At 70.3% G+C, this 21,899-nt stretch carries 18 protein-coding genes; 3 read left to right on the forward strand and 15 right to left on the reverse strand.

Annotated elements, in window-relative coordinates:
* Positions 1-31: 31 nt before the first annotated feature.
* The gene (locus ACFC1W_RS01940; protein WP_375987946.1) at positions 32-814 is read left to right on the forward strand and encodes an HAD-IIB family hydrolase; all 783 of its coding nucleotides are present in this window, start codon (positions 32-34) and stop codon (positions 812-814) included.
* Between the two features lie 46 nt (positions 815-860).
* Here ACFC1W_RS01940 and ACFC1W_RS01945 read toward each other — a convergent pair whose 3' ends face one another.
* Together ACFC1W_RS01945 and ACFC1W_RS01950 are read right to left on the reverse strand one after the other, a co-directional pair.
* The gene (locus ACFC1W_RS01945) at positions 861-2,222 is read right to left on the reverse strand and encodes an alpha-hydroxy-acid oxidizing protein (protein WP_375987949.1); all 1,362 of its coding nucleotides are present in this window, start codon (positions 2,220-2,222) and stop codon (positions 861-863) included.
* 36 nt (positions 2,223-2,258) lie between these two features.
* Positions 2,259-2,966 (reverse strand): FadR/GntR family transcriptional regulator, encoded by a 708-nt coding sequence (locus tag ACFC1W_RS01950; protein WP_375987951.1) that lies wholly within the window; start codon positions 2,964-2,966, stop codon positions 2,259-2,261.
* A 67-nt stretch (positions 2,967-3,033) separates the two neighbouring features.
* Here ACFC1W_RS01950 and ACFC1W_RS01955 point away from each other — a divergent pair, with 67 nt between their 5' ends.
* Entirely contained in the window at positions 3,034-3,885 is an 852-nt protein-coding gene (locus ACFC1W_RS01955; RefSeq protein ID WP_375987954.1) for a DUF1295 domain-containing protein, read from the forward strand.
* 21 nt (positions 3,886-3,906) lie between these two features.
* Here the strand turns inward: ACFC1W_RS01955 and galE are convergent, their stop codons facing one another.
* The 6 genes from galE to ACFC1W_RS01985 all read right to left on the reverse strand — a co-directional run bounded on the left by galE (position 3,907) and on the right by ACFC1W_RS01985 (position 11,191).
* Complete coding sequence (galE, locus tag ACFC1W_RS01960) at positions 3,907-4,926, reverse strand: UDP-glucose 4-epimerase GalE (protein ID WP_375987956.1); 1,020 nt, start codon at positions 4,924-4,926, stop codon at positions 3,907-3,909.
* Positions 4,927-4,946: 20 nt separating this feature from the next.
* Positions 4,947-5,606 carry a thymidine kinase gene (locus ACFC1W_RS01965; RefSeq protein ID WP_375987959.1) on the reverse strand — a complete coding sequence of 220 codons (660 nt, stop codon included), beginning with the start codon at positions 5,604-5,606 and terminating at the stop codon, positions 4,947-4,949.
* Positions 5,607-5,624: 18 nt separating this feature from the next.
* Positions 5,625-7,664: a DUF2207 domain-containing protein gene (locus ACFC1W_RS01970; RefSeq protein WP_375987961.1), complete on the reverse strand. Its 2,040-nt coding sequence runs from the start codon at positions 7,662-7,664 to the stop codon at positions 5,625-5,627.
* Positions 7,665-7,733: 69 nt separating this feature from the next.
* Positions 7,734-9,209: a malate:quinone oxidoreductase gene (locus tag ACFC1W_RS01975; protein WP_375991367.1), complete on the reverse strand. Its 1,476-nt coding sequence runs from the start codon at positions 9,207-9,209 to the stop codon at positions 7,734-7,736.
* Between the two features lie 150 nt (positions 9,210-9,359).
* Positions 9,360-10,430 carry an aspartate-semialdehyde dehydrogenase gene (locus ACFC1W_RS01980; protein ID WP_375987964.1) on the reverse strand — a complete coding sequence of 357 codons (1,071 nt, stop codon included), beginning with the start codon at positions 10,428-10,430 and terminating at the stop codon, positions 9,360-9,362.
* Between the two features lie 194 nt (positions 10,431-10,624).
* Positions 10,625-11,191, reverse strand: coding sequence for a dihydrofolate reductase family protein (locus tag ACFC1W_RS01985; RefSeq protein ID WP_375987967.1), 567 nt, complete (start codon positions 11,189-11,191; stop codon positions 10,625-10,627).
* Positions 11,192-11,263: 72 nt separating this feature from the next.
* Between ACFC1W_RS01985 and ACFC1W_RS01990 the strand changes: the two genes are divergently transcribed.
* Positions 11,264-11,845 (forward strand): TetR/AcrR family transcriptional regulator, encoded by a 582-nt coding sequence (locus ACFC1W_RS01990; protein ID WP_375987970.1) that lies wholly within the window; start codon positions 11,264-11,266, stop codon positions 11,843-11,845.
* Positions 11,846-11,930: 85 nt separating this feature from the next.
* Here ACFC1W_RS01990 and ACFC1W_RS01995 read toward each other — a convergent pair whose 3' ends face one another.
* The 7 genes from ACFC1W_RS01995 to ACFC1W_RS02025 all read right to left on the reverse strand — a co-directional run bounded on the left by ACFC1W_RS01995 (position 11,931) and on the right by ACFC1W_RS02025 (position 21,898).
* Positions 11,931-13,217 (reverse strand): aspartate kinase, encoded by a 1,287-nt coding sequence (locus ACFC1W_RS01995; RefSeq protein ID WP_375987973.1) that lies wholly within the window; start codon positions 13,215-13,217, stop codon positions 11,931-11,933.
* A 123-nt stretch (positions 13,218-13,340) separates the two neighbouring features.
* On the reverse strand, positions 13,341-14,297 hold the full coding sequence (locus ACFC1W_RS02000; protein WP_375987976.1) for a DMT family transporter: 957 nt from the start codon (positions 14,295-14,297) through the stop codon (positions 13,341-13,343).
* Positions 14,298-14,438: 141 nt separating this feature from the next.
* Positions 14,439-15,032, reverse strand: a complete 594-nt coding sequence (recR, locus tag ACFC1W_RS02005; protein ID WP_375987979.1) for a recombination mediator RecR — start codon at positions 15,030-15,032, stop codon at positions 14,439-14,441.
* A 3-nt stretch (positions 15,033-15,035) separates the two neighbouring features.
* A complete protein-coding gene (locus tag ACFC1W_RS02010) occupies positions 15,036-17,321 on the reverse strand; it encodes a DNA polymerase III subunit gamma and tau (RefSeq protein ID WP_375987982.1) in 2,286 nt (761 codons plus the stop codon).
* Between the two features lie 43 nt (positions 17,322-17,364).
* Entirely contained in the window at positions 17,365-19,881 is a 2,517-nt protein-coding gene (locus ACFC1W_RS02015; RefSeq protein WP_375987985.1) for a glycoside hydrolase family 65 protein, read from the reverse strand.
* Positions 19,878-20,651, reverse strand: coding sequence for an HAD family hydrolase (locus ACFC1W_RS02020; RefSeq protein WP_375991370.1), 774 nt, complete (start codon positions 20,649-20,651; stop codon positions 19,878-19,880). The genes ACFC1W_RS02015 and ACFC1W_RS02020 overlap by 4 nt, the downstream gene beginning before the upstream one ends.
* Positions 20,652-20,671: 20 nt before the next feature.
* A complete protein-coding gene (locus ACFC1W_RS02025; protein WP_375987988.1) occupies positions 20,672-21,898 on the reverse strand; it encodes an acetate/propionate family kinase in 1,227 nt (408 codons plus the stop codon).
* Position 21,899: the final 1 nt, after the last annotated feature.

Genomic DNA, 21,899 nt, shown 5'->3' on the forward strand with positions numbered 1-21,899 from the left:
CCTCTTCCATGAGTCCAGCAAGGAGACCGACGTGACCGAAGGAAGCTCGCCGCTCCTCGTTGCCTTCGACCTCGACGACACCCTGGCCCCCTCCAAGAGCCAGATCGACCCGCGCATCGGCGAACTGCTCGTCGCGCTCGCGGAGCGGGTCGAGGTCGCGATCATCTCGGGTGGTCAGCTCGCGCAGTTCACGACACAGGTCGTCGACCGGCTTCCGGATGCCTCCCCCACTGCGATCTCGCGACTGCACCTGCTGCCCACCTGCGGAACGCAGTACTACCGCCTCACCGAGGACGGCGTGACGACGGTCTACGCGCACAGCCTGACCGATGACCAGAAGACGCGCGCGCTCGCGGCCGTCGAGGGCGAGGCGCGCCGTCTCGGACTCTGGGAGGCCGAGACCTGGGGGGACATCCTCGAGGACCGCGGCTCGCAGATCACCTTCTCGGCGCTCGGCCAGCGCGCGCCGCTGCACGCCAAGACGGCGTGGGACCCCACCGGCGAGAAGAAGAGCCTCCTGCGCGCTGCCGTCGCCGAACGCATCCCCGACCTCGAGGTGCGCTCCGGCGGCTCGACGTCGGTCGACATCACCCACCGCGGCATCGACAAGGCGTACGGTATGCGCCAGTTGTCCGAGCAGACGGGCATCTCGCTCGACGACATGCTCTTCGTCGGCGATCGGCTCGACCCCGACGGCAACGACTACCCCGTGCTCGCGATGGGCGTGACGTGCCATGCGGTCGACGGCTGGGAAGACACCGCGAGGTTCCTCGAGGCGCTCATCCCGACCCTCCCCGAGCGCCCGACCCTCTGACGGAGTACGAGGCTAGACGAGCAGCGCTGGCCCGCCGCCGTGATCCTCAGCCGCCGGTGACCTCGATGTCGGGCGGCGCAGGGTTCGCCGCGCGTGACCCGTTCGCCGCACTCACCCGTGCGGTTGTCTTGGCCGCCGCCTGGGTCGTCCGCGGCGTGCGGGCCGGCACGGACGGCGAGCCGACGGGAATCAGCCGCTGCAGTTGCGTGATGTGGCGGGGTTGGAGCTCGGCGAGGGTGGCGACGCCGAGGAGTTTCATGGTGCGTTCGATCTCGCTGCGCAGGATCGCGATGGTGCGGTCGACGCCCTGCCGGCCGCCGGCCATGAGCCCGTAGAGGTAGGCGCGGCCGATGAGGGTGAACTTCGCTCCGAGCGCGATGGACGCGACGATGTCGGCGCCGTTCATGATGCCGGTGTCGATCATCACGGTGGCGTCCTCGCCGACCTCCTTCACGACCTTCGGGAGGAGGTGGAACGGGATCGGCGCGCGGTCCAGCTGACGGCCGCCGTGGTTGGACAGCACGATGCCGTCCACCCCCGCGTCGACGAGCCGCACCGAGTCCTCGACGGTCTGCACCCCCTTGACGACGATCTTGCCCGGCCACAGGTCACGGATCACCGCGAGGTCGTCGTAGCTGATCGTCGGGTCCATCGCGGCGTCGAGCAGCTCCCCCACCGTGCCACCGGTCGACGACAGCGACGCGAACTCCAGCTTCGGCGTCGTGAGGAAGTCGAACCACCACCACGGCCGCGGGATCGCGTTCACGATCGTGCCGACGGTGAGCTGCGGCGGAATCGAGAACCCGTTGCGCTTGTCACGCAGCCGCGCCCCCGCCACGGGCGTGTCCACCGTGAACAGCAGAGTGTCGAACCCGGATGCCGCCGCCCGCTGCGCCAGCGCATACGAGATCTCCCGGTCGCGCATCACGTACAGCTGGAACCAGTTCCGCCCGTCCGGGTTGGCCGCCTTCACCCCTTCGATCGACGTGGTGCCGAGCGTCGACAGCGTGAACGGGATCCCGGCAGTCCCCGCCGCCGCCGCCCCCGCCACCTCGCCCTCGGTCTGCATCAACCGGGTGAACCCGGTCGGTGCGATACCGAACGGCAACGCACTCGGGCCCCCCAGGACCTCCACCGACGTGTCCAGTTCAGGTACCGGACGCAGCACCCCCGGATGGAACTCGACGTCCTCGAACGCCTGCCGCGCCCGCGCCAGCGACAGCTCCCCCTCCGCCGCCCCGTCGGTGTAGTCGAACGCCGCCTTCGGCGTACGCCGCTTCGCGATCGCACGCAGGTCATAGATCGTCAACGCCGACTGCAGCCGACGCGTACGCCCATTGAGCTCCGGCTTCTTGAACTGCATCAACTCGAGCAGCTCGATGGGATTCGGGAGCTGACGCTGAACCATGGGGGTGCCTTCCATCTGGGTCGCGGGGTGACGACGTCAGTCGCTGACGCGGGCGAGACCGGCGTCGGCGTAGTACCCGGTGATGTGGTCGTGGAGGAGGCTGCCGGCCGCGCCCGCGTCGCCCGCGTCGATCGCGTCGATGATCGCGCGATGCTCGGTGCGCAGCCGCGCGGCCGCGGCGTCCCACTCCGAGATCTGCTCCGCCCCCGCCTGCACGTACGACTCGATCGCCGTCCGCAGGCCCGCCATCATCGCGGCGATGACGACGTTGCCGGATGCCTCGGCAAGCGCGAGGTGCAGCTGCGCATCCAGCGCGAGGAACTCGGCGGGGGTGAGGTCGCCGGCGTCCATGGCGTCGACTACGGCGCGCGCAGCGCTCGTGTCGCGCGCCGGGTCGGAGGCGAGCGTCTCGACGACGGCGGACTCGAGCACGAGGCGCGTGCGCACGACGTCGTCGAGCGGGAAGCCCTGTGCCGCCACCTGCAGGCGCAGCAGCGCCGACATACCACCCCGGGGCGTGGCGATGATGATCGCGCCCGACGAAGGGCCGGAGCCCGTCCCGGTGCGGATGAGCCCCATGACCTCGAGCACCCGCAGCGCCTCGCGCACACTCGAGCGCCCGACGCCCAGCGTCGTCGCGAGTTCCCGCTCGGGAGGGAGGCGATCGCCGGGTCGGAGTCTGCCGTCGAGCAGATCGGTCTCGATGCGTTCGAGCACAAGCTGCCATGCGCGGGTCTCGGTCACGGTCGCCTCCTATGGTCAGACCACACTAACCTGTGGTCCGACCACGTTCAAGCGCTACCCTGACCGCATGGATCCGCTCCTCCTCGTCATCATCGTCGCGGGCGTGGCCTGCGCCTTCTGCTGGATCGCGTCCCTCATCACGAAGGACACCTCGTGGGTCGACCGCCTGTGGTCGGTCGTCCCGGTCGTGTACGTCTGGATCTTCGCGGTCGCCGGCATCGCCGCGGGCGTCGATCCCACCCGCCTCATCGTCATGGCCGTGCTCGTCACGGCGTGGGGTGCGCGCCTCACGTTCAACTTCGCCCGCAAGGGCGGCTACACCGGCATGGAGGACTACCGCTGGGCGATCCTGCGCGGCCGCATGAAGCCCTGGCAGTTCCAGGTCTTCAACCTGCTCTTCATCGTGCTGTACCAGAACGCGCTGCTCGTGCTCATCACGCTTCCCGCGTACGTCGCGTTCCAGCATCCACTCCCCTTCACGGGATGGGATGCCGCGTTCGCCGCGCTCTTCGCCGCGTTCCTGGTCGGCGAGTTCGTCGCGGACCAGCAGCAGTGGGAGTTCCACCGGGCCAAGAAGGCTGCCGGCGGCACGCTCGAGCCCGGCTTCCTCACCACGGGCATGTTCACCTACAGCCGCCACCCCAACTTCTTCTTCGAGCAGGCGCAGTGGTGGGCGTTCTACGCGATCGGCGCGACGGCGGCCGTCGCGGCGGGGCTTGGTGTGTGGGGCGGAGCGCTCAACTGGACGATCGCGGGCGCCGCGCTGCTGACCGTCCTCTTCATCGGCTCGACGATCTTCACCGAGTCCATCACGGCGTCGAAGTATCCCGCGTACGCCGACTACAAGCGCTCGACGTCGATGCTCATCCCGCTTCCCGCGCGGCGGCGCGGCACGTCGGAGGCACCCAAGACGGCCTGACGTTCCGACAGCCCTCGAGCGTCAGTCGCCCTCGAACCCCCGCGGGTTCTGCGACTGCCATTTCCACGCGTCGCGCGATGCGTCGTCGATGGTGAGCTTGGCCTTCCAGCCGAGCTCGCGCTCGGCCTTCGACGGGTCGCAGTAGGTCGCGGCGACGTCGCCGGGGCGACGGGCGAGCATCTCCTTGCGGAACTCGCGCCCCACGGCCTTCTCGAACGACGCGATGAGCTGCAGCACACTGACGGGCTCCCCCGTGCCGAGGTTGTACACCGCGTAGCCGGGCGCGCCCTTCTCGAGGGCGGCGACGTGCCCCTCGGCCAGGTCGACGACGTGGATGTAGTCGCGCAGCCCGGTGCCGTCAGGCGTGTCGTAGTCGGTGCCGAACACGCCGACGCGGTCCAGGTCGCCGATCGCCACACGCTGGACGTACGGCATGAGGTTGTTCGGGATACCCTTGGGGTCCTCGCCGATGAGCCCGCTCGGGTGCGCGCCGACCGGGTTGAAGTAGCGCAGCACCGTCACGTCGAGGTCGGGGTTCACCCGCGCGACGTCGGCGAGCACCACCTCGTTCATGCGCTTGGACTTGCTGTACGCGTTCGAGAGGTCGACGCTCGTCTTCGACTCCTCGGTGAACGGCAGGTCGGCCGGGTCGGAGTAGACCGTTCCGGTGCTCGAGAAGAGGAACGAGCGGATGCCGCGCGCGATGCCCACACGCAGCAGGGCGAACGTCGTGTTGAGATTGTTGTCGTAGTACTCGAGCGGCTTCTGCGTCGACTCTCCGACGGCCTTGAACGCCGCCAGGTGCACGATCGCGTCGAACGGGCCGTGCGCGTCGAAGACGGAGGCGAGCACGTCGTCGTCGGCGGCGTCTCCCACCACGAGCGGCGCCGCACGACCCGTGATCTGCGCCACGCGGTCGGCGGCGGCAGCGGAGGCGTTGCTCAGATCATCGAGGAGGACGACCTCGTGGCCGGCCTCGAGCAGGGCGACGGCCGTGTGGGCCCCGACATAACCGGCGCCGCCGGCGAGAAGTGCGCGCATGAACCCAGCCTACGCGGGAGTCACGAGCCCGCGATGCGCCCCCCGGACTCCCGCAGGTAGCACTCCGCGCACATCGACTCGTACGTCACACGGTCGGCCGACAGCTCGTCGATCGCGACCTGATCGCCGTCGAAGACGAAGCACCCGCCGACGAGACGCGCGTTGAACAGCGCCTTCCGGCCGCACCGGCAGATCGTCTTGAGCTCTTCGAGACTGTGGGCGAGCTCGAGCAGCCGGCGCGAGCCCGGGAACGCCTGCGTCTGGAAGTCGGTGCGGATGCCGTATGCCAGGACCGGAATCCGATCGAGCACCACGATGCGCAGCAGATCGTCCACCTGAGCCGGGGTGAGGAATTGCGCTTCGTCGATGAGCAGGCACGCGACATCGGGGGCTGCGCCGGTCGCGGTCGACTCCGGGATGAGGGCGTCCTCGGCCCGTGCCCGCACCTTCGCCCGGTACTCGGCGAACAGTGCCCTCAGGTCGGCGTCAGGGGTGATCAGGAAGTCGACCGTGCGCTTGACTCCCAATCGGCTGTCGATCTGGTCGGCGCCCTTGGTGTCGATCTCGGGCTTGGCGAGCAGGACGTGCTGACCGCGCTCCTCATAGTTGTAGGCGGCCTGCAACAGCGACGTCGACTTGCCGGAGTTCATCGCGCCGTAGCGGAAGTACAGTTTTGCCACCCGGCGAGTCTACGGAAGTCAGCGACCGCCGAATCCGCCGCCGCCACCGCCGCCGCCCGAGAACCCGCCACCCGACGAGCCGCCCGACGACGACCAGCTCGACCCCGACGACGAGCGGACGCCGCTCGAGCGCCCGCTGGAGACGGGGGTGGCCGCCAGCCGGCCGATCGACCGCGAGGCATCCGACAGCGCGTGCGACGTCACCGCGTCGAACAGCGGCACGGCGCCGACGGCGACCGGCGCCGCATTGCGGATGACCGCGACCCACTCGCGGTCCATGCCGAAGAGCACCGCGTACGGGAGGAGACGCTCGTACACGTTCACGACGTCGGCACCCGGCACGTTGGGCGCGTCGCCGTAGGGGCGCACCCCCGCGGAGACGAGATCGGCGGTCTGCGGCGACTGGGCCGCCCGCAGGCGATCCTCTTCCGCCAGGCGCAGGTAGGCACGGATCCCGTCGAGGTAGGTGCGGTGCGTGCCGCCGGCGCGCGTGAGCACCGTGCTCGGCGTCGAGAAGAGCGGCAGCGCGAAGCCGGCGAAGAATCCGCTGGCAATGGCGGCGATGTAGATGAGGGTGCCTGCGGCGCCGAGCGGCGCGAGCACCTCCCACGAGCCGTCTCCGACGAAGATGAGCAGCAGCGCGAGCACCAGCCCGCTGGTCTGCACGGCGCCCCGGACCGTCTTGATCCAGGACGGCAGCGGTGCGCGATAGCCGCGCTGGGTGGTGAACGTGTCGATGCGACGCACATACGTGACCGCGCGACTGGGTGGCTTGCGAGCGAACGCTCCGAGATCGACGTCGGCGCCGGCGGCGGCCCCTTTGCCGAACAGCGTGTCGATCACGCGACGGTCGTCCTGCTGGAGCCCCTCGCGCTCGATCAGCACGAGGTGGAAGTCCTCGGGGTCGTCGCGGTCGCCGGTCGCACGGATCTCGATCTTGTCGCGCACCGCGAGGTCGACGACGTGGGCGGCGAGCGCGCGCTCGGGCACGTCGAGGACGCCCGCCGACAGCGTGACCGACTCGTCGGGTGGCGGTGCGTACTGCACCACGACGGGCGAGTCATCGGGATTGCGCCGTGCCGCGACGCCGACCACCAGGATGAACAGGAGCCCACCGACACCGGCCAGCAGGGCGAGTGCGGGGAGGATCCACTGCCACCACGGGTACGGCGGGGGCGGAGGCGGCGACGGCGCGGCGAACGTGCCCTGCGCGAACCCGATGGCCAGGGTGACGTTCTCGTCCGGCCCGAGGTTCTGGTCGGCGGCCGTGAAGGCGACGGCCGCGGCATCCGATTCGTCCGTCATGGGCAGTTCGAGCCACAGCGACGCGACGTCGGGCCAGCCGGTGTCGGGCGTCGGGCCGGCCATGTCGCACTGCTCGGTCGATCCGGCCGGTCCGGTGTAGCAGAAGGCACGACCCTCGAGGAGACCGGATGCCGCGTCCCCGGCGATGTGCACCCGCGCCCTCACCTCGCCGAAGGGCTGCGCGTGGTCGGTGCCCACGGTGTCCCAATAGAACTCGTCGGCGTCGGTGTCGTCGTAACGCAGCACGACGTCGTGCTGCAGGTAGGTGATCACGTAGGTCTGCGCGCCGCGCACGTAGTCGTCGTCGCCGGTGAGCACGTAGACCCAGTCCTCGTCGCCTTCCGTCCACCACGGGATCGGGGCTCCGTCGGCGGCGGTGACGTCCAGCACGGCGGTGCCGAGGTCGACACCGCTGCCCGTGCGGGGCAGCGCCCGCACGATGCCCTTGTTCTGGTCGAACTCGGGGAACCGGGCGACGATCGTCTCGGTCGTCACGAGCCTGCTGTTTCCGTCGGCGGCGCGGGCGAGCCAGTAGTCGGCCTCGAACGAGTCGAAGGTGAAGTCGTCGACCGAACCGGCCGCCTGGGCGCGGAAGGCCGCCTCCGCACCGCGCTCGCCCCCGCGTCCGGCCACTGCGGCAGGCTCACCTGCCGGACGGGTCACGACCAGCGCGAGCACTGCGGCGAGGACGGCGCCCACGACGATGATCGTCAGCGCGACCGTCGTCGACGTCAGGCGTCCCCGATGCCCCATGTCCCCACGATAGGGGCAGCAGGCTCGGTCGCCCGCGTCAGGACGCGCGCTCGCGGGGCGGGCGGATGACTAGGCGGTGAGCGCGAGCGCTTCGGCGGTCTCGCTGAGCACCTCTTCGGCGGCGTCGGGACGGGCGTTGAGGGTCTCACCGAAGCTCGGGATGAGCTCGCGCAGGCGCGGCTCCCAGCCGTCGATCCGGTCGGGGAAGCACGTCTTCAGCAGGCCGAGCATGATCGACACCGCCGTCGACGCGCCCGGCGACGCGCCCAGCAGGCCGGCGATCGAGCCGTCGGCGCCGGTGATGACCTCGGTGCCGAACTGCAGCACGCCGCCCTTCTCGGGATCCTTCTTCATGACCTGAGCACGCTGGCCGGCCTGAATGAGCTCCCAGTCCTCGTCCTTGGCGGTGGGCACGAACGTGCGCAGGCTGTCGACCTTCTTGGCGTGGTCCTTCACCAGTTCGCCGACCAGGTACGTGATGAGCGACGGGTTGTCCCACGCGACCTTCAGCATCGGTCCGATGTTTCCCGGACGCACCTGGCCGACGATGTCGAACAGCGAGCCGTTCTTGAGGAACTTGGGGCTGAAGGTGGCGAACGGCCCGAAGAGGAGGGATGCCTCGCCGTCGACGACGCGCGTGTCGAGGTGCGGCACCGACATCGGCGGCGCGCCCACCGGCGCCTGCGAGTACACCTTCGCCTTGTGCTGCGCGACGAGTGCCGGGTTGGTGGTCTTGAGGAACTGGCCGCCGATCGGGAAGACGCCGTAGCCCGAGATCTCCGGGATGCCCGACCGCTGCAGCAGCTTGAGCGCCCAGCCGCCCGCGCCGACGAAGACGAACTTCGCACGGATCTCGCCCGGGGTGCGGCCGATCGAGCGGCGGTACTTCACGCGCCACGAACCGTCGCCGAGGCGCTTGAGGCGACGCACCTCGGTGTTCGTGCGCACGTCGGCGCCGTTCTCGGCGAGGTGGTCGAACAGCTGGCGCGTCAGGGCACCGAAGTCGACGTCGGTGCCGGCCGGCACGCGCGTCGCCGCGAACGGCTCGCCCTTGCGGCGCTTCTGCATCAGAAGCGGCGCCCAGGAGTTGATGACGCGGGAGTCCTCGCTGTACTCGATGCCGGCGAACAGGGGCTGCTCGCGAAGCACCTCGTAGCGCTTCCTGAGGAAGGCGACGTCCTTCTCGCCGCGGACGAACGTCATGTGCGGCGTGGAGTTGATGAACGTCGACGGCGCATCCAGCACACCCTCATCGACGAGCTTCGACCAGAACTGACGGCTCTGCTGGAACTGCTCGTTGATGGCGATCGCCTTCGCGGGGTCGACCGAGCCGTCCTTGCCCTCTGGCGTGTAGTTCAGCTCGCACAGCGCGGCGTGGCCGGTGCCGGCGTTGTTCCACGCATTCGAGCTCTCGAGCGCAACGTCGTGGAGCCGTTCGAAGACCGCGATCTTCCACGTCGGCTGCAGCTCCTGCAGGAGGGTGCCGAGCGTCGCGCTCATGATCCCGCCACCGATCAGCAGAACGTCGACAGTGCCTTCGGGCATGTCGCTGTCGTCGGGGCTGGGGAGGGCGTCGGGCGTTTCGGTCACCCGACGATTCTAGTTCGCGCCGAAAGGACCACCGACCGCGGACGGGCTCTCACAGCGAAAGAACGGCTGTTCTTGCGCGACCATCAAGCGAGCGGATGCCGCGGCTCAGGCCTTCGCACCGAGTGACGCCGCGACCACCTCGGCGATCTGCACGGCGTTGAGGGCGGCCCCCTTGCGCAGGTTGTCGTTCGAGATGAACAGCACGAGTCCCTTGCCTTCGGCCGCGGACTGATCGGCGCGGATCCGACCCACGTAGCTCGGGTCGTTGCCGGCCGCCTGCAGCGGGGTGGGGACCTCCTCGAGCACGACGCCCGGCGCCGACGCCAGCACCTCGCGCGCCCGCTCGGGCGTGATGTCGCGGGCGAACTCGGCGTGGATGCTCAGCGAGTGCCCGGTGAAGACCGGCACGCGCACACACGTGCCCGCGACGCGGAGGTCGGGCAGCTCGAGGATCTTGCGGCTCTCGTTGCGGAGCTTCTTCTCCTCGTCGGTCTCGTTCAGGCCGTCGTCGACGAGGTTGCCGGCGAGCGGGATGACGTCGAAGGCGATCGGGGCGACGTACTTCTCGGGCTGCGGGAAGTCGACCGCCGCACCGTCGTGCACGAGGTCGAGCGTGTGGCCCTGCGCGAGCACGCCCTCGACCTGGCCGAGGAGCTCCTGCGCGCCCGCGAGACCCGAGCCGCTGACGGCCTGGTACGTCGACACGATCAGGCGCTCGAGGCCGGCCTCGGTGTGGAGCACCTTGAGCACCGGCATCGCGGCCATCGTGGTGCAGTTGGGGTTGGCGACGATGCCCTTCTTGGCCTCGGCGATCGCGTGGGGGTTGACCTCGCTGACGACGAGCGGCACCTCGGGGTCCATGCGCCAGGCACTCGAGTTGTCGATCACGAGGGCACCGGCCTCCGCGAAGCGCGGGGCGTGCGCGCGGCTGCCCGTGGCGCCGGCCGAGAAGAGCGCGATGTCGATGCCCGAGGGGTCGGCGGTGGCGACATCCTCGATGATGACGGTCTCGCCCTTGAACTCGACGGCCGTGCCGGCGGAGCGGGCCGTCGCGAACAGGCGCAGCTCGCGGATCGGGAAGTCACGCTCGACGAGGATCTCGCGCATCACGGTGCCGACCTGGCCGGTGGCGCCGACGACGGCGACGGAGAGTCCTGAATCGGAGATGCGGGTCATGAGGGATCCTTGGATGTCGCGGGCCGCGCGCGGCCCAGAAGGGCACACCTGCGCTGGCGTTTCGGCGATTCTACCGGCCGCTCCGACGCGGTCGCCCCGGTGTTACCGCCCGCGACCGACGAGGATCGCGCGATTTCCGCCATCCCACCCTGGGCGGGCGCCGGCGCGACGGCGCGGCGGCGCGGCGGCGAGGCTCACCGGCGGTTGTACTCGTTGATGAGGACGCCGGAGGCGAAGTTGCGTGTGGCGACGAGGTCGAACGGCATCGGGTCGCACTCCCCCGCGAAGAGCGGGATGCCGTCACCGAAGACGAACGGGTTCACCTTGAGCACCAGCCGATCGATCTGGCCCATGAGCTGTGCGGCGAGGTCGCCCCCGCCGCACAGCCAGATGTCGGATCCGTCCTGCGACTTGAGGTCGGCGACGACTTCGCGCGGGTCGTCCGCGGTGACCCGCACGCTCGTGGTGTCGCTCGCCGAGTGGCTGCGCGAGAACACGATCTGATCGAGGTGCGGATACGGATCATCGGTGAACTCGAAGCCTGCGGCATACGTGTTCCAGCCCATCAGGACCGTCGAGAAGCGTCCGCGCGGACCGGACAGCCCGAGCGCGTCGTACGCCGCTGCGGGCACGGTGTCGGCCCACTCCTCATAGATGACGTCGAAGTGGTCGCCGGTGACCGGAAAGGCATCGAACGCGCCGGTCGGCGATGCGATGCGCCCATCGAGCGACACCGCGACGTAGTAGATCAGTTCTCGCATCATGCCTTCTTTCACGACAGCTGTAGTGATTGAAGACTACGACATCTGTCGTGGTTGCGCTAGTCTTCCGCCATGGCTCGGAACGACGATCGTCGGCGCAGGCTGGCCGACGCGGGAATCGCAGTGCTGGCGGCGGAAGGGATGCGCGGGCTCACGCATCGGGCGGTGGATGCGCGCGCCGGGGTTCCCGTCGGCACCGCGTCCAACTACTTCCGCAGTCGCGACGACCTCGTCGGCGCGCTCGTCGACCGGATCGGGGAGCGGCTCGCGCCCGACCCCGCCATGCAGGAGGCATGGGCCGATCGCACGCCCGACCGCACGCTGTTCGCCGATTACACGCGCGACATCGTGCGGCGCCTGACCGACGACCGCGAGGTCACCCTCGCGCTGTTCACGCTCCGCCTCGAGGGCGCCCGCTCCCCGTCGATCGCCGCCGCGCTCGGCACGTGGATGCGCGCCGGCTTCGCCGCCGATGTGGCGTTCAACCGGGCCGCGGGGCTGCCCGGCGACGAGTTCGAGATCGCCCTGTTCCACTACGCGATCGAAGGGCTCATCTTCGATCGGCTGACCGTGTCGATCGATCCCGATCGTCCCACCGACGACGTCGTCGACGCACTCGTCGCGGGGCTCCTCGGCGAGTCCGAGCGCAGCTGATCGCTCTGCCGGCCGGTCTTCAGGACACCGGCCGGCTCACCGTTCAGGGGCACAGGCTGCGGCGACGGATGCTCCGGCAGCGGCGTCAGCGGCCGGTGCCGGCGTGGACGACGGCCTCGATGTCGCCGTCGAGACCGTACGCGGTGTGCACCACGCGCGCGGCTTCGGAGAGATCATCGCCGCGCACGACCACGGAGATGCGGATCTCGGACGTCGAGATCATCTCGATGTTGATGCCCGAGACGCTGAGCGCCTCGAAGAGCGTCGCGGACACGCCCGAGTGCGTGCGCATGCCGGCGCCGACGACCGACAGCTTGCCGATCTGGTCGTCGTGCACCAGGCTCTCGAACCCGATCTCGGCTTGGTCGCCGGCGAGCGCCTTCAGCGCGGTGGCCGCGTCGGTCTTGGGAAGCGTGAAGGAGATGTCGGTGCGACCCGTCGCCGCCGCCGACACGTTCTGCACGATCATGTCGACGTTGGCGCCGGACTTGGCGATCACCTTGAAGATCTCGGCGGCCTTTCCCGGCACGTCGGGCACGCCGATGACCGTGATCTTGGCCTGGCTCAGGTCGGTCGCGACTCCGGCGACGATCGGCTCTTCCATGTCTTCTCCCTTTGCGCCGTCGGGGAGCGTCATCCCCGGGCCGAGAACGTAGGTGCCGACGCTCGAGCTGAACGTCGAACGCGCGTGGATCAGGACGCCGTGACGGCGGGCGTACTCGACGGCGCGGATGTACAGCACCTTCGCACCGTTGGCGGCGAGCTCCAGCATCTCCTCCGCCGAGACGACGCCGAGCTTGCGGGCCTTCGGCACGACCCGCGGGTCGGCCGTGAAGATGCCGTCGACGTCGCTGTAGATCTCGCACACGTCGGCGTCGAGCGCCGCGGCGAGGGCGACGGCCGTGGTGTCGGAGCCGCCGCGGCCGAGCGTGGTGATGTCGCGGGTGTCGCGGTTGAAGCCCTGGAAGCCGGCCACGATGACGATCGCGCCCTCGTCGAGCGCTTCGCGGAGGCGGATCGGGGTGACGTCGACGATGCGAGCCGATCCGTGGTCGGCCGTCGTGATCATGCCGGCCTGCGAGCCGGTGAACGACCGCGCCTCGAAGCCCATTGAGTGGATCGCCATCGCCAGCAGCGCCATCGAGATGCGCTCGCCGCTGGAGAGCAGCATGTCGAGTTCACGCGGAGCCGGGATCGGCGCCACCTGCGCCGCCAGGTCGAGCAGCTCGTCGGTGGTGTCGCCCATGGCGCTCACCGCGACGACGACGTCGTGCCCGGCACGACGCGCATCGACGATGCGCTTGGCGACGCGCTTGATGCTCTCGGCATCCGCGACCGACGACCCGCCGTACTTCTGGACGATCAGCGCCACGTGGAACTCCCCGAAGTGCCGCCGTGCGGCACACAAGCCTGACAGGAGCGATCGGATGCCGCACCCGAGCCTCCATCTTACGGACGCGCCGATTCCGGACCGGCCATGTGACGGGTGAGCCGGTCAGCCGGGCGCGACGGGAGGCAGCTCGGCCTCGGCCTCGACCTCGGGTTCGGGTTCACGGTCGCGGGGGCGGATGGTGCCGCCGGTGGCGGCGAGCCAGCATCCGAGGATCACGAGCGGGAATCCGAGGAGCAGTCCCAGCGTCAGGCTCTCGCCGAGGATGATCGTGCCGAGGAGGATCGCCACCACAGGGTTCACGTAGGTGAACAGCGGGGCGCGCACCGGACCGACGCGCGCGATGAGAGCGAAGAACACGATGAACGCGACAGCCGTGCACACGACGCCGAGGGCGATGAGCGCGAGCGTGGCGTCGATCGTCGGCACTTCGTGCTGTGTGAGCATTCCGATCGGCAGGTAGAAGACGCCGACCGCGAACAGGGCGAGGGTGATCGTTCCGAGCGCCGGCACGTCTTTCAGCTTGAGCGCGATGATGAACGGGGCGATCGCGTAGAGGATCGCGACGAGCAGGATCTCGCCGACGGCGAGCAGCCCTCCTCCGCCCTCGATCGCCAGCCCGGGCCCGGCGACGATCACGGCGACGCCGGCGAAGCCGACGACGAGCCCGATCGCCCGGGCGGGCTTCAGCACCGAGCGGTCTCCGCCGCCGAACGCGATCAGCGCGGCGAACAGCGGCACCGTTGCCACGAGGAGGCCGGTCAATCCGGACGGGAGGGTCTGCTCGGCGTGGCCGAGCAGCAGGAACGGACCGGCCATCTCGATCGCGCCGAAGGCGAGCACCCAGCCGATCTTCGACCACGCGGGGCGCAACGCCTTCTGACGCAGGGCGAACGGGAGCAGGATGAGCGCGCCGACGAGCGTTCGGCCCGCGACCACCGCCGCGGGCGAGTACGAGTCGACCGCGACCTTGATGAACAGGTACGGGACGCCCCAGACCACCGCCATGATCGCGAAGAGCACCCACGCCCGGGCGTCGAATCGCTGAATGGTGCCGTTCACGTCGCCTCTTTCATCGCTCCAGAGTGCAGGGTGCCCGGCCGCACCGCGACGCACGCGACTGCCAACGTACCGCGGACTTCGGATACCGATCGTCGCCCGGCGCACCCGGCCGCTGAGGTGCGTGAAGAACGCCCCCAGGCCTCAGACCGAGCGCCGGCCCTCGAAGGCGCGGCCGAGCGTGACCTCGTCGGCGTACTCGAGGTCGCCACCGACGGGCAGGCCCGACGCCAGGCGCGTGACGCTGATCTCGAGGGTGTTCAGCAGGCGACTGAGGTAGGTCGCCGTGGCCTCGCCCTCGAGGTTGGGGTTCGTCGCCAGGATGACCTCCTGCACGGTGCCGTCGGCGAGGCGCTGCATCAGCTGGGTGATGCGCAGGTCATCGGGGCCGATGCCGGCGATCGGGCTGATCGCGCCGCCGAGCACGTGGTAGAGACCACGGAACTCACGGGTGCGCTCGATGGCCGCCACGTCCTTCGCGTCTTCGACGACGCAGATGAGGCTGAGGTTGCGTCGCGGGTCGCGGCAGATCGAGCAGCGGTCCTGCTCGGAGACGTTGCCGCACACCTCGCAGAAGCGCACCTTGTCGCGCACCTCGGCGAGCAGCTGCGCAAGGTGCGACACATCGAAGTTCGGGGTCTGCAGGATGTGGAACGCGATGCGCTGCGCCGACTTGGGGCCGATGCCCGGCAGGCGGCCGAATTCATCGATGAGGTCTTGGACGATCCCGTCGTACATGGGCTAGCTGAACCTCGTCGGCGGCTCGTAGGGCTCTTCGCGCACGAACGTCGCGCCGAGCATCTGGCGCACCACCGCTTCGCCATAGCGCTGGACGCCGTCGTTGCGCGTCGCCACCACCGGGGGCAGCGGCGGTGCGACGACCGGCGGAACCGGGACGTCGGCCGCGGCATCCGTCGGGACGTCTTCCTCTTCGTCGTCGTCAGGCTCGATCGACGGCTCGACGTCGGCGGCGCGGAGCACCTCGCCCTCGCGGACCGGAGCCAGCGTCGCGATGCGCGACCGTGCGGCGGCGTCTTCGGGCTCGTCGTCGACCGCGAACTGCCCGGCGGATAACGCCGCCGGCGGACCCGGGTCGGGCGGCGGCGCGTCGGCGTCGGTCGGGATCGGGGCCACGGCCCATTCGGTGACCGGAGCGGCGGCCGCCGGCGCGGCGGCACGTGCCGGAGCGGGACGGGAGGAGGCGGGCGGGGCGGCCGGGGCTGACCCCTGCCCGCGCGGCGCCGAATCGCCGCCGTCGTGCTTGGCCAGATACTTCACCCGGATGCCGAGCACCGCCAGGATCGCCTGACGCAGGTCTTCGCTCGGCCCGCCGCCCGCCGCCCGCTGCTTGAACTTGGCGACGTCGGACTGGCTGGCGAAGGCGAGGGTGAGCACGTCATCGTCGAGACCGGCGACCTCGGCATTCGAGGCGAGCAGCCACGACGTGCGGCTGATGTCTTCGAGCCGGCCGAGCACCTGCGGCCACGCAGCGCGCATGCGCTCGAGCGTGACGGGCGCGTCAGGTGCCGGCGCCGGCGCGGCGACCGGCTCGGGCGGGGTCGCGGCAGCCGGAGTCGGCGCCGGGGGGGCCGCGGCGGGCGTCGGCACGGCTGCGGCGGACTCAGGCGCGAGGGTCGGGTCGGGCGCGGCTGCGGAGGCGGCTGCAGCGGACGCGGGGGGTGCGGACGCGGGGGGTGCGGACGGCGCCATCACCGCATCGGTCCCGCGGGCCGTCGTCGTCACCGTCGGTGCGGACGCTGCCGCGGGAGCGGTGGCCGCGGGAGCGGTGGCCGCGGGAACAGCGGAAGCGGTGGCCGCGGGAGCGGCGGGCGCGGGAGCAGGCGCCGCGGCCGAGGGAACTGCGGCGGCCGGCGCGGAAGCAGCAGCGGCGGGCGCGCCGACGGCCGCCGTCGGGGCCGCGGCATCCGCTCCCCTGGCCAGCACTCGCGCGACCATGAGTTCGAGCTGCAGGCGCGGCGAGGTGGCGCCGGTCATGTCGTCGAGCGTGGCGATGACGAGGTCAGCCGTGCGCGAGAGACGCACGGTGCCGAAGGAGGCGGCCTGGCCCTTCATGCGCTCGAGGTCTTCGGCGGAGACTCCGCGCAGCACCGCGGCCGCGCCATCGCCCGTCGCGTCGACGACGATGAGGTCACGCAGCCGCTCGAGCAGATCGTCGACGAACCGGCGGGGATCCTGCCCCGTCTGCACGACGCGGTCGACGGCGGAGAACGCGGCCTGCGCGTCGCCTGCGGCGAACGCGTCGACCACCTCGTCGAGCAGCTCGGCATGCGTGTAGCCGAGGAGGGCCACGGCACGCTCGTAGCGGACCTTGCCCTCTTCGGAACCTGCGATCAGCTGGTCGAGCAGCGACAGCGTGTCTCGCGGCGAGCCGCCGCCGGCGCGGACCACGAGCGGCAGCACACCCTGCTCGACCTCGACGCCTTCCTGCCCGCACAGCTCTTCGACGTACGACAGCATGGCCCCCGGCGGCACCAGCCGGAACGGGTAGTGGTGCGTGCGCGAGCGGATCGTGCCGATGACCTTCTCGGGCTCGGTCGTGGCGAAGATGAACTTGACGTGGTCGGGCGGCTCTTCGACGAGCTTGAGCAGAGCGTTGAAGCCCTGCGGCGTCACCATGTGCGCCTCGTCGAGGATGAAGATCTTGAAGCGGTCGCGCGCCGGGGCGAAGACGGCCCGCTCGCGGAGGTCACGGGCGTCGTCGACGCCGTTGTGGCTCGCCGCGTCGATCTCGACGACGTCGAGGGACCCGCCGCCGCCGCGACCCAGCTCGACGCAGCTGTCGCAGGTGCCGCACGGGGTGTCGGTGGGCCCCTGTGCGCAGTTGAGGCACCGGGCGAGGATGCGCGCAGACGTGGTCTTGCCGCAGCCGCGCGGACCCGAGAAGAGATAGGCGTGCCCGACGCGATCACCGCGCAGCGCGGTCATGAGCGGCTCGGTGACCTGCGACTGGCCGATCATCTCGCCGAACGACTCGGGTCGGTAGCGGCGATAGAGGGCGGTGGTCACGAGGACAGCCTACGGCGTGGCGACGACATCGAAGCGGGCGTCCTCACGCGTCGGCGCCCTCCTCGATGTCGGCCGCGCCGATGACGATCGGGATCGACGCTGTCACCGTCGGCACAGACGCCGACAGGTACGAGCCGTCCTCGCGCTGCACCTCGGTCAGCTCGCCCAGGGTGGGCCTGCCGGGGATCACCGGGCCCTGCCCCTCGAGCCGCACGGACACCTCTTCGCCGGCTCCGACGACGTACCCCGTCCCCCGCACGCTGAATCCGACGGGATCACCATCGGATGCCGCGACGCGCAGCTCGTCGCGCGTGATGGTGATCTGCAGCCGGGTGCCGTGCCAGTGCAGCACGAACGACAGCTCGGGCCAGTCGGCGGGCAGGCGGGGGTCGAACGACAGCTCGCCGAAGTGGTCGCGCATGCCGCCGAAGCCCGACACCAGCGCCGTCCACACGCCGCCGGCCGACGCCACGTGCACGCCGTCCGCCGCGTTGTGATGCAGGTCGGCGAGGTCGACGAAGATCGACTGCCGGAAGTACTCGAGCGCGAGGTCCTGGTAGCCGACCTCTGCGGCCAGGATCGCCTGCACCACCGCCGACAGGGTCGAGTCGCCCGTGGTCAGCGGGTCGTAGTACTCGAAGTCGGCGAGCTTGTCCTCGTCGGAGAAGTGGTTGCCCTGCAGGAACAGCGCCAGCACGACGTCGGCCTGCTTGAGCACCTGGTAGCGATAGATGACCAGCGGGTGGAAGTGCAGCAGCAGCGGCCGCTTGTCGGGCGGCGTGTTCTCGAGGTCCCAGATCTCGCGCTCCAGGAAGACATGGTCCTGGGGGTGGATGCCGAGATCCGGGCTGAACGGGATGTGCATCGCCTCGGCGGCACGTTCCCACCCCTCGGGCTCGGCGGGGTCGAGTCCGAGGCGGTCGGCCATCCGCCGGTACACCTCGCCGTCGACCTCGGCCATCTCGCGCACGGTGCGCGCGGCGAAGCGCAGGTTGAAGCGGGCCATGACGTTCGTGAACAGGTTGTCGTTGACGACCGTCGTGTACTCGTCGGGACCCGTCACGCCGTGGATGTGGAAGGTCTCCTCGCCCGCACCTTCGACAGTGCGCCAGAAGCCGAGCGTCGCCCACAGTCGCGCCGTCTCGACGGCGATGTCGACGCCCTCGCGGTAGAGGAACTCGGTGTCGTCCGTGGCACGGATGTACTTGGCCAGCGCATACGAGACGTCGGCGTTGATGTGGTACTGCGCCGTGCCCGCGGCGTAGTACGCGGACGCCTCTTCGCCGTTGATCGTCCGCCACGGGAACAGCGCGCCGTGCTCGTTCAGCTGGAACGCGCGCTTGCGGGCCGCCGGCAGCATGAGGTAGCGCATGCGCAGGGCGTTGCGCGCCCACAGCGGCGTCGTGTATGCGAGGAACGGCAGCACGTAGATCTCGGTGTCCCAGAAGTAGTGACCGCTGTACCCGGAGCCGGTCATCCCCTTCGCGGGCACGCCCTGGCCGTCGGCGCGCGCCGACGCCTGCGCGAGCTGGAACAGGCACCAGCGCGTCGCCTGCTGAAGGTCATCGTGCCCGCCGATCTTCACGTCGGAACGCTCCCAGAACCCGTCGAGCCACTCGCGCTGCTGGGTCGCCACCGTGTCCACGCCCAGGGTGAGGGCCCGGTCGAGGGTGCGACGGCAGCGGTCGACGAGTTCGCGCGCCGGGACGCCGCGCGACGTGTGGTAGCTCACGAGCTTGGTCACGCGGATCGGGACGCCGGCCTTCGCCTGCACCCGGAACACGTTCTTCGCGATGTCGGGCTCGATGAGTGTGCGTGCCGAGTACGGGTTGTCGGTCTCGACCAGGTGGTCGGCGACGACGGCGAGCGTCATGCCGGACTCGGTCACGCGGTACGACAGCGCCGACCGCAGGCCGTCCTGCCAGTACTCCTGCGGCTGCAGCACGCGCTCCTGGATGCGCTCCGCCTTTCGCGGGTCGAAGCCCGCCTTCTTGGGCGCGGTCGGGGTGCCGCCGTAGACGTCCTCGCCGTCCTGACGATTGATCAGCTGACAGCTGACGGTGACCGGCGCGTCGGCGTTCAGGACCGTCACGTCCACCGTCATGACCGACAGGTGCTTCTCCTCGAACGACACCAGCCGGGAGTACTCGATGCGCACGTCCTTGCCCGACGGCGTCGTCCACAGCACATGACGGCGCAGCACGCCGTCGCGCATGTCGAGCACGCGCTCGTACTCGCGCACGTCGGCGACGTCGAGCGACAGCGGCTCGTCGTCGACGTAGACCCGCATCACCTTCGCGTCGGGGGCGTTGACGATCGTCTGCCCGACCTCGGCGAATCCGTACGCCTGCTCGGCGTGGCGGATGGGGAACGTCTCGTGGAAGCCGTTGATGAACGTGCCGTCCTCGTGCGACTGACGCCCCTCGGGGTGGTTGCCGCGCATGCCGAGGTAGCCGTTGCCGACCGCGAACAGCGTCTCGGTGACACCGCTGTCCTCGAAATCGCACACCGTCTCGACGAGGCGCCAGGGGTCGACGGGGAACCGGTCGCGATCCATCATGGCGTGGTCTCCTCGGGGCGGGTCGGGGTGGCGACGGCGGGGACGAGCTCGGCCAGGTCGTCGACGACGACGTGGGCTCCGGCATCCGTCAGGGCTTGCTCTCCTGCACCGCGGTCGACGCCCACGACGAGCGAGAACCCGCCCGCCGCAGCCGAGGCCACGCCGCTGAGGGCGTCCTCGACGGCGGCGCTGCGCGCAGGGTCGACGTCCAGCATGCGCGCGGCCTCGACGAAGACGTCGGGAGCGGGCTTGGAGGCGAGGTGGTCGCGCTCGGCGATCACGCCGTCCATCACGACGGCGAACCGGTCGCGGATGCCGGCGACGGCGAGCACCTCCTCGGCGTTCTTCGAACTCGACACGACGGCGACCGGGGTGCCGGCCGCGGCGAGCGCGTCGAGCAGGGCGAGGGAGCCAGGGTAGGGGGCGATGCCCTCGTCGCGCAGGACCGTCTCGAACACCACGTTCTTGCGATTCCCGATGCCGCACACGGTGTCGGCCGTCACGGGATCGGACGGGTCACCCCACGGCACCTCGACGTCGCGCGAGCGCAGCAGGCTCGCGACGCCGTCGTAGCGCTTCTTGCCGTCGAGGTGGTCGAAGTAGTCGCGTTCGGTGTACGGGGGCGTGATGTCCCAGGCGGCGAACAGCGCCTCGAACATGGTCTGCCATGCGTGCATGTGGACTTCGGCGGTCGGGGTCAGCACGCCGTCCAGGTCGAAGAGCACGGCGTCGTAGGCGGACAGGTCGGGCAAGGCTTCGGTGGACACCAGTCAAGGGTAGCGAGGGCGGGTCAGCCCCGCGCCACGCTCACGGTCTGTCGGGCGATCTCGAGCTCCTCGTCGGTCGGCACGACGAGGACGGTCACGGCCGAGGCATCCGTCGAGATGATCCGGATGCCGCGGCCCGGCGCCTGGTTGCGCTCGTGGTCCACCTCGATCCCGGCGAAGCCGAGCGTCTCGAGCGCCGCGGCCCGCACGAGCGGGGCGTTCTCGCCCACCCCCGCGGTGAACGAGATGACGTCCACGCCGCCGAGCTGCGCCAGATACGCACCCGCGTACGCGCGCAGCCGGTGGACGTACACCTCGTACGCGAGGATCGCCTGCGGGTCGCCGCGCTCGACGGCGGCGCGGATGTCGCGCAGGTCGGACGACCCGGCAAGGCCGAGCATGCCGCTGCGCTTGTTGAGCAGGTCGTCGAGGTCGTCGATCGACAGCCCGTCGCGACGGGCGAGGTGGAACAGCACCGCCGGGTCGATGTCACCCGACCGGGTGCCCATCACGAGCCCCTCGAGCGGCGTGAAGCCCATCGAGGTCTCGACCGAGCGTCCACCGTCGACCGCCGTGACGGATGCGCCGTTGCCGAGGTGGAACACGATCTGCCGCAGGTCGGCGAGCGGCCGGCCGAGGAACGCCGCCGCCGCCTCGCTCACGAACTTGTGGGAGGTGCCGTGGAACCCGTAGCGCCGGATGCGGTGGGATGCCGCGAGCCGGGCGTCGATCGCATACGTGTAGACGTGCGGCTCGAGCGTCTGATGGAAGGCGGTGTCGAAGACCGCGACGTGCGGGACGTCGGGGAACGCGTCCTTCGCCGCCGTGATGCCGGCGAGGTTCGCGGGATTGTGGAGCGGGGCAAGCACGGAGAGCTCGTCGATGTTGATCTCGACGAGCGGCGTGATCAGGGTCGGCTCGAAGAACCGCGCACCCCCGTGGACGACACGGTGACCGACCGCGATCGGCGCGTGCTCGTCGAGCGAGGGTCCGTCGGAGGCGAACGCGTCGAGCATGACGCGGAAGCCCGCGGTGTGGTCGGGGATCGGCAGCTCGCGCGTGTGCGTCGCGTTCAGCATCGTCGGCGCCGGCCCGTCGGTCGGCGGCGCGACGACGGTGTGCGTGGCGCGCCCGGTCGGCTCGCCGATCCGCTCGACGAGGCCCGACGCGAGCGTCGTCTCGGTGTCGATGTCGATGAGCTGATACTTGAACGACGACGAGCCGGAGTTGACGACCAGCACCGGAGACATG

Origin of the sequence: Microbacterium sp. NPDC056003, from assembly GCF_042274785.1 — a bacterium.
In the GTDB taxonomy this organism is placed as follows: Bacteria; Actinomycetota; Actinomycetes; order Actinomycetales; family Microbacteriaceae; genus Microbacterium.

Bases quoted from the DNA above. Each gene is read 5' to 3' on its own strand.
- ACFC1W_RS01945 (WP_375987949.1), bottom strand. From the start codon at position 2,222: ATGGTTCAGCGTCAGCTCCCGAATCCCATCGAGCTGCTCGAGTTGATG.
- ACFC1W_RS01955 (WP_375987954.1), top strand. From the start codon at position 3,034: ATGGATCCGCTCCTCCTCGTCATCATCGTCGCGGGCGTGGCCTGCGCC.
- galE (WP_375987956.1), bottom strand. From the start codon at position 4,926: ATGCGCGCACTTCTCGCCGGCGGCGCCGGTTATGTCGGGGCCCACACG.
- ACFC1W_RS01970 (WP_375987961.1), bottom strand. From the start codon at position 7,664: ATGGGGCATCGGGGACGCCTGACGTCGACGACGGTCGCGCTGACGATC.
- ACFC1W_RS01975 (WP_375991367.1), bottom strand. From the start codon at position 9,209: ATGCCCGAAGGCACTGTCGACGTTCTGCTGATCGGTGGCGGGATCATG.
- ACFC1W_RS01980 (WP_375987964.1), bottom strand. From the start codon at position 10,430: ATGACCCGCATCTCCGATTCAGGACTCTCCGTCGCCGTCGTCGGCGCC.
- ACFC1W_RS01985 (WP_375987967.1), bottom strand. From the start codon at position 11,191: ATGCGAGAACTGATCTACTACGTCGCGGTGTCGCTCGATGGGCGCATC.
- ACFC1W_RS01990 (WP_375987970.1), top strand. From the start codon at position 11,264: ATGGCTCGGAACGACGATCGTCGGCGCAGGCTGGCCGACGCGGGAATC.
- recR (WP_375987979.1), bottom strand. From the start codon at position 15,032: ATGTACGACGGGATCGTCCAAGACCTCATCGATGAATTCGGCCGCCTG.
- ACFC1W_RS02015 (WP_375987985.1), bottom strand. From the start codon at position 19,881: ATGATGGATCGCGACCGGTTCCCCGTCGACCCCTGGCGCCTCGTCGAG.
- ACFC1W_RS02025 (WP_375987988.1), bottom strand. From the start codon at position 21,898: ATGTCTCCGGTGCTGGTCGTCAACTCCGGCTCGTCGTCGTTCAAGTAT.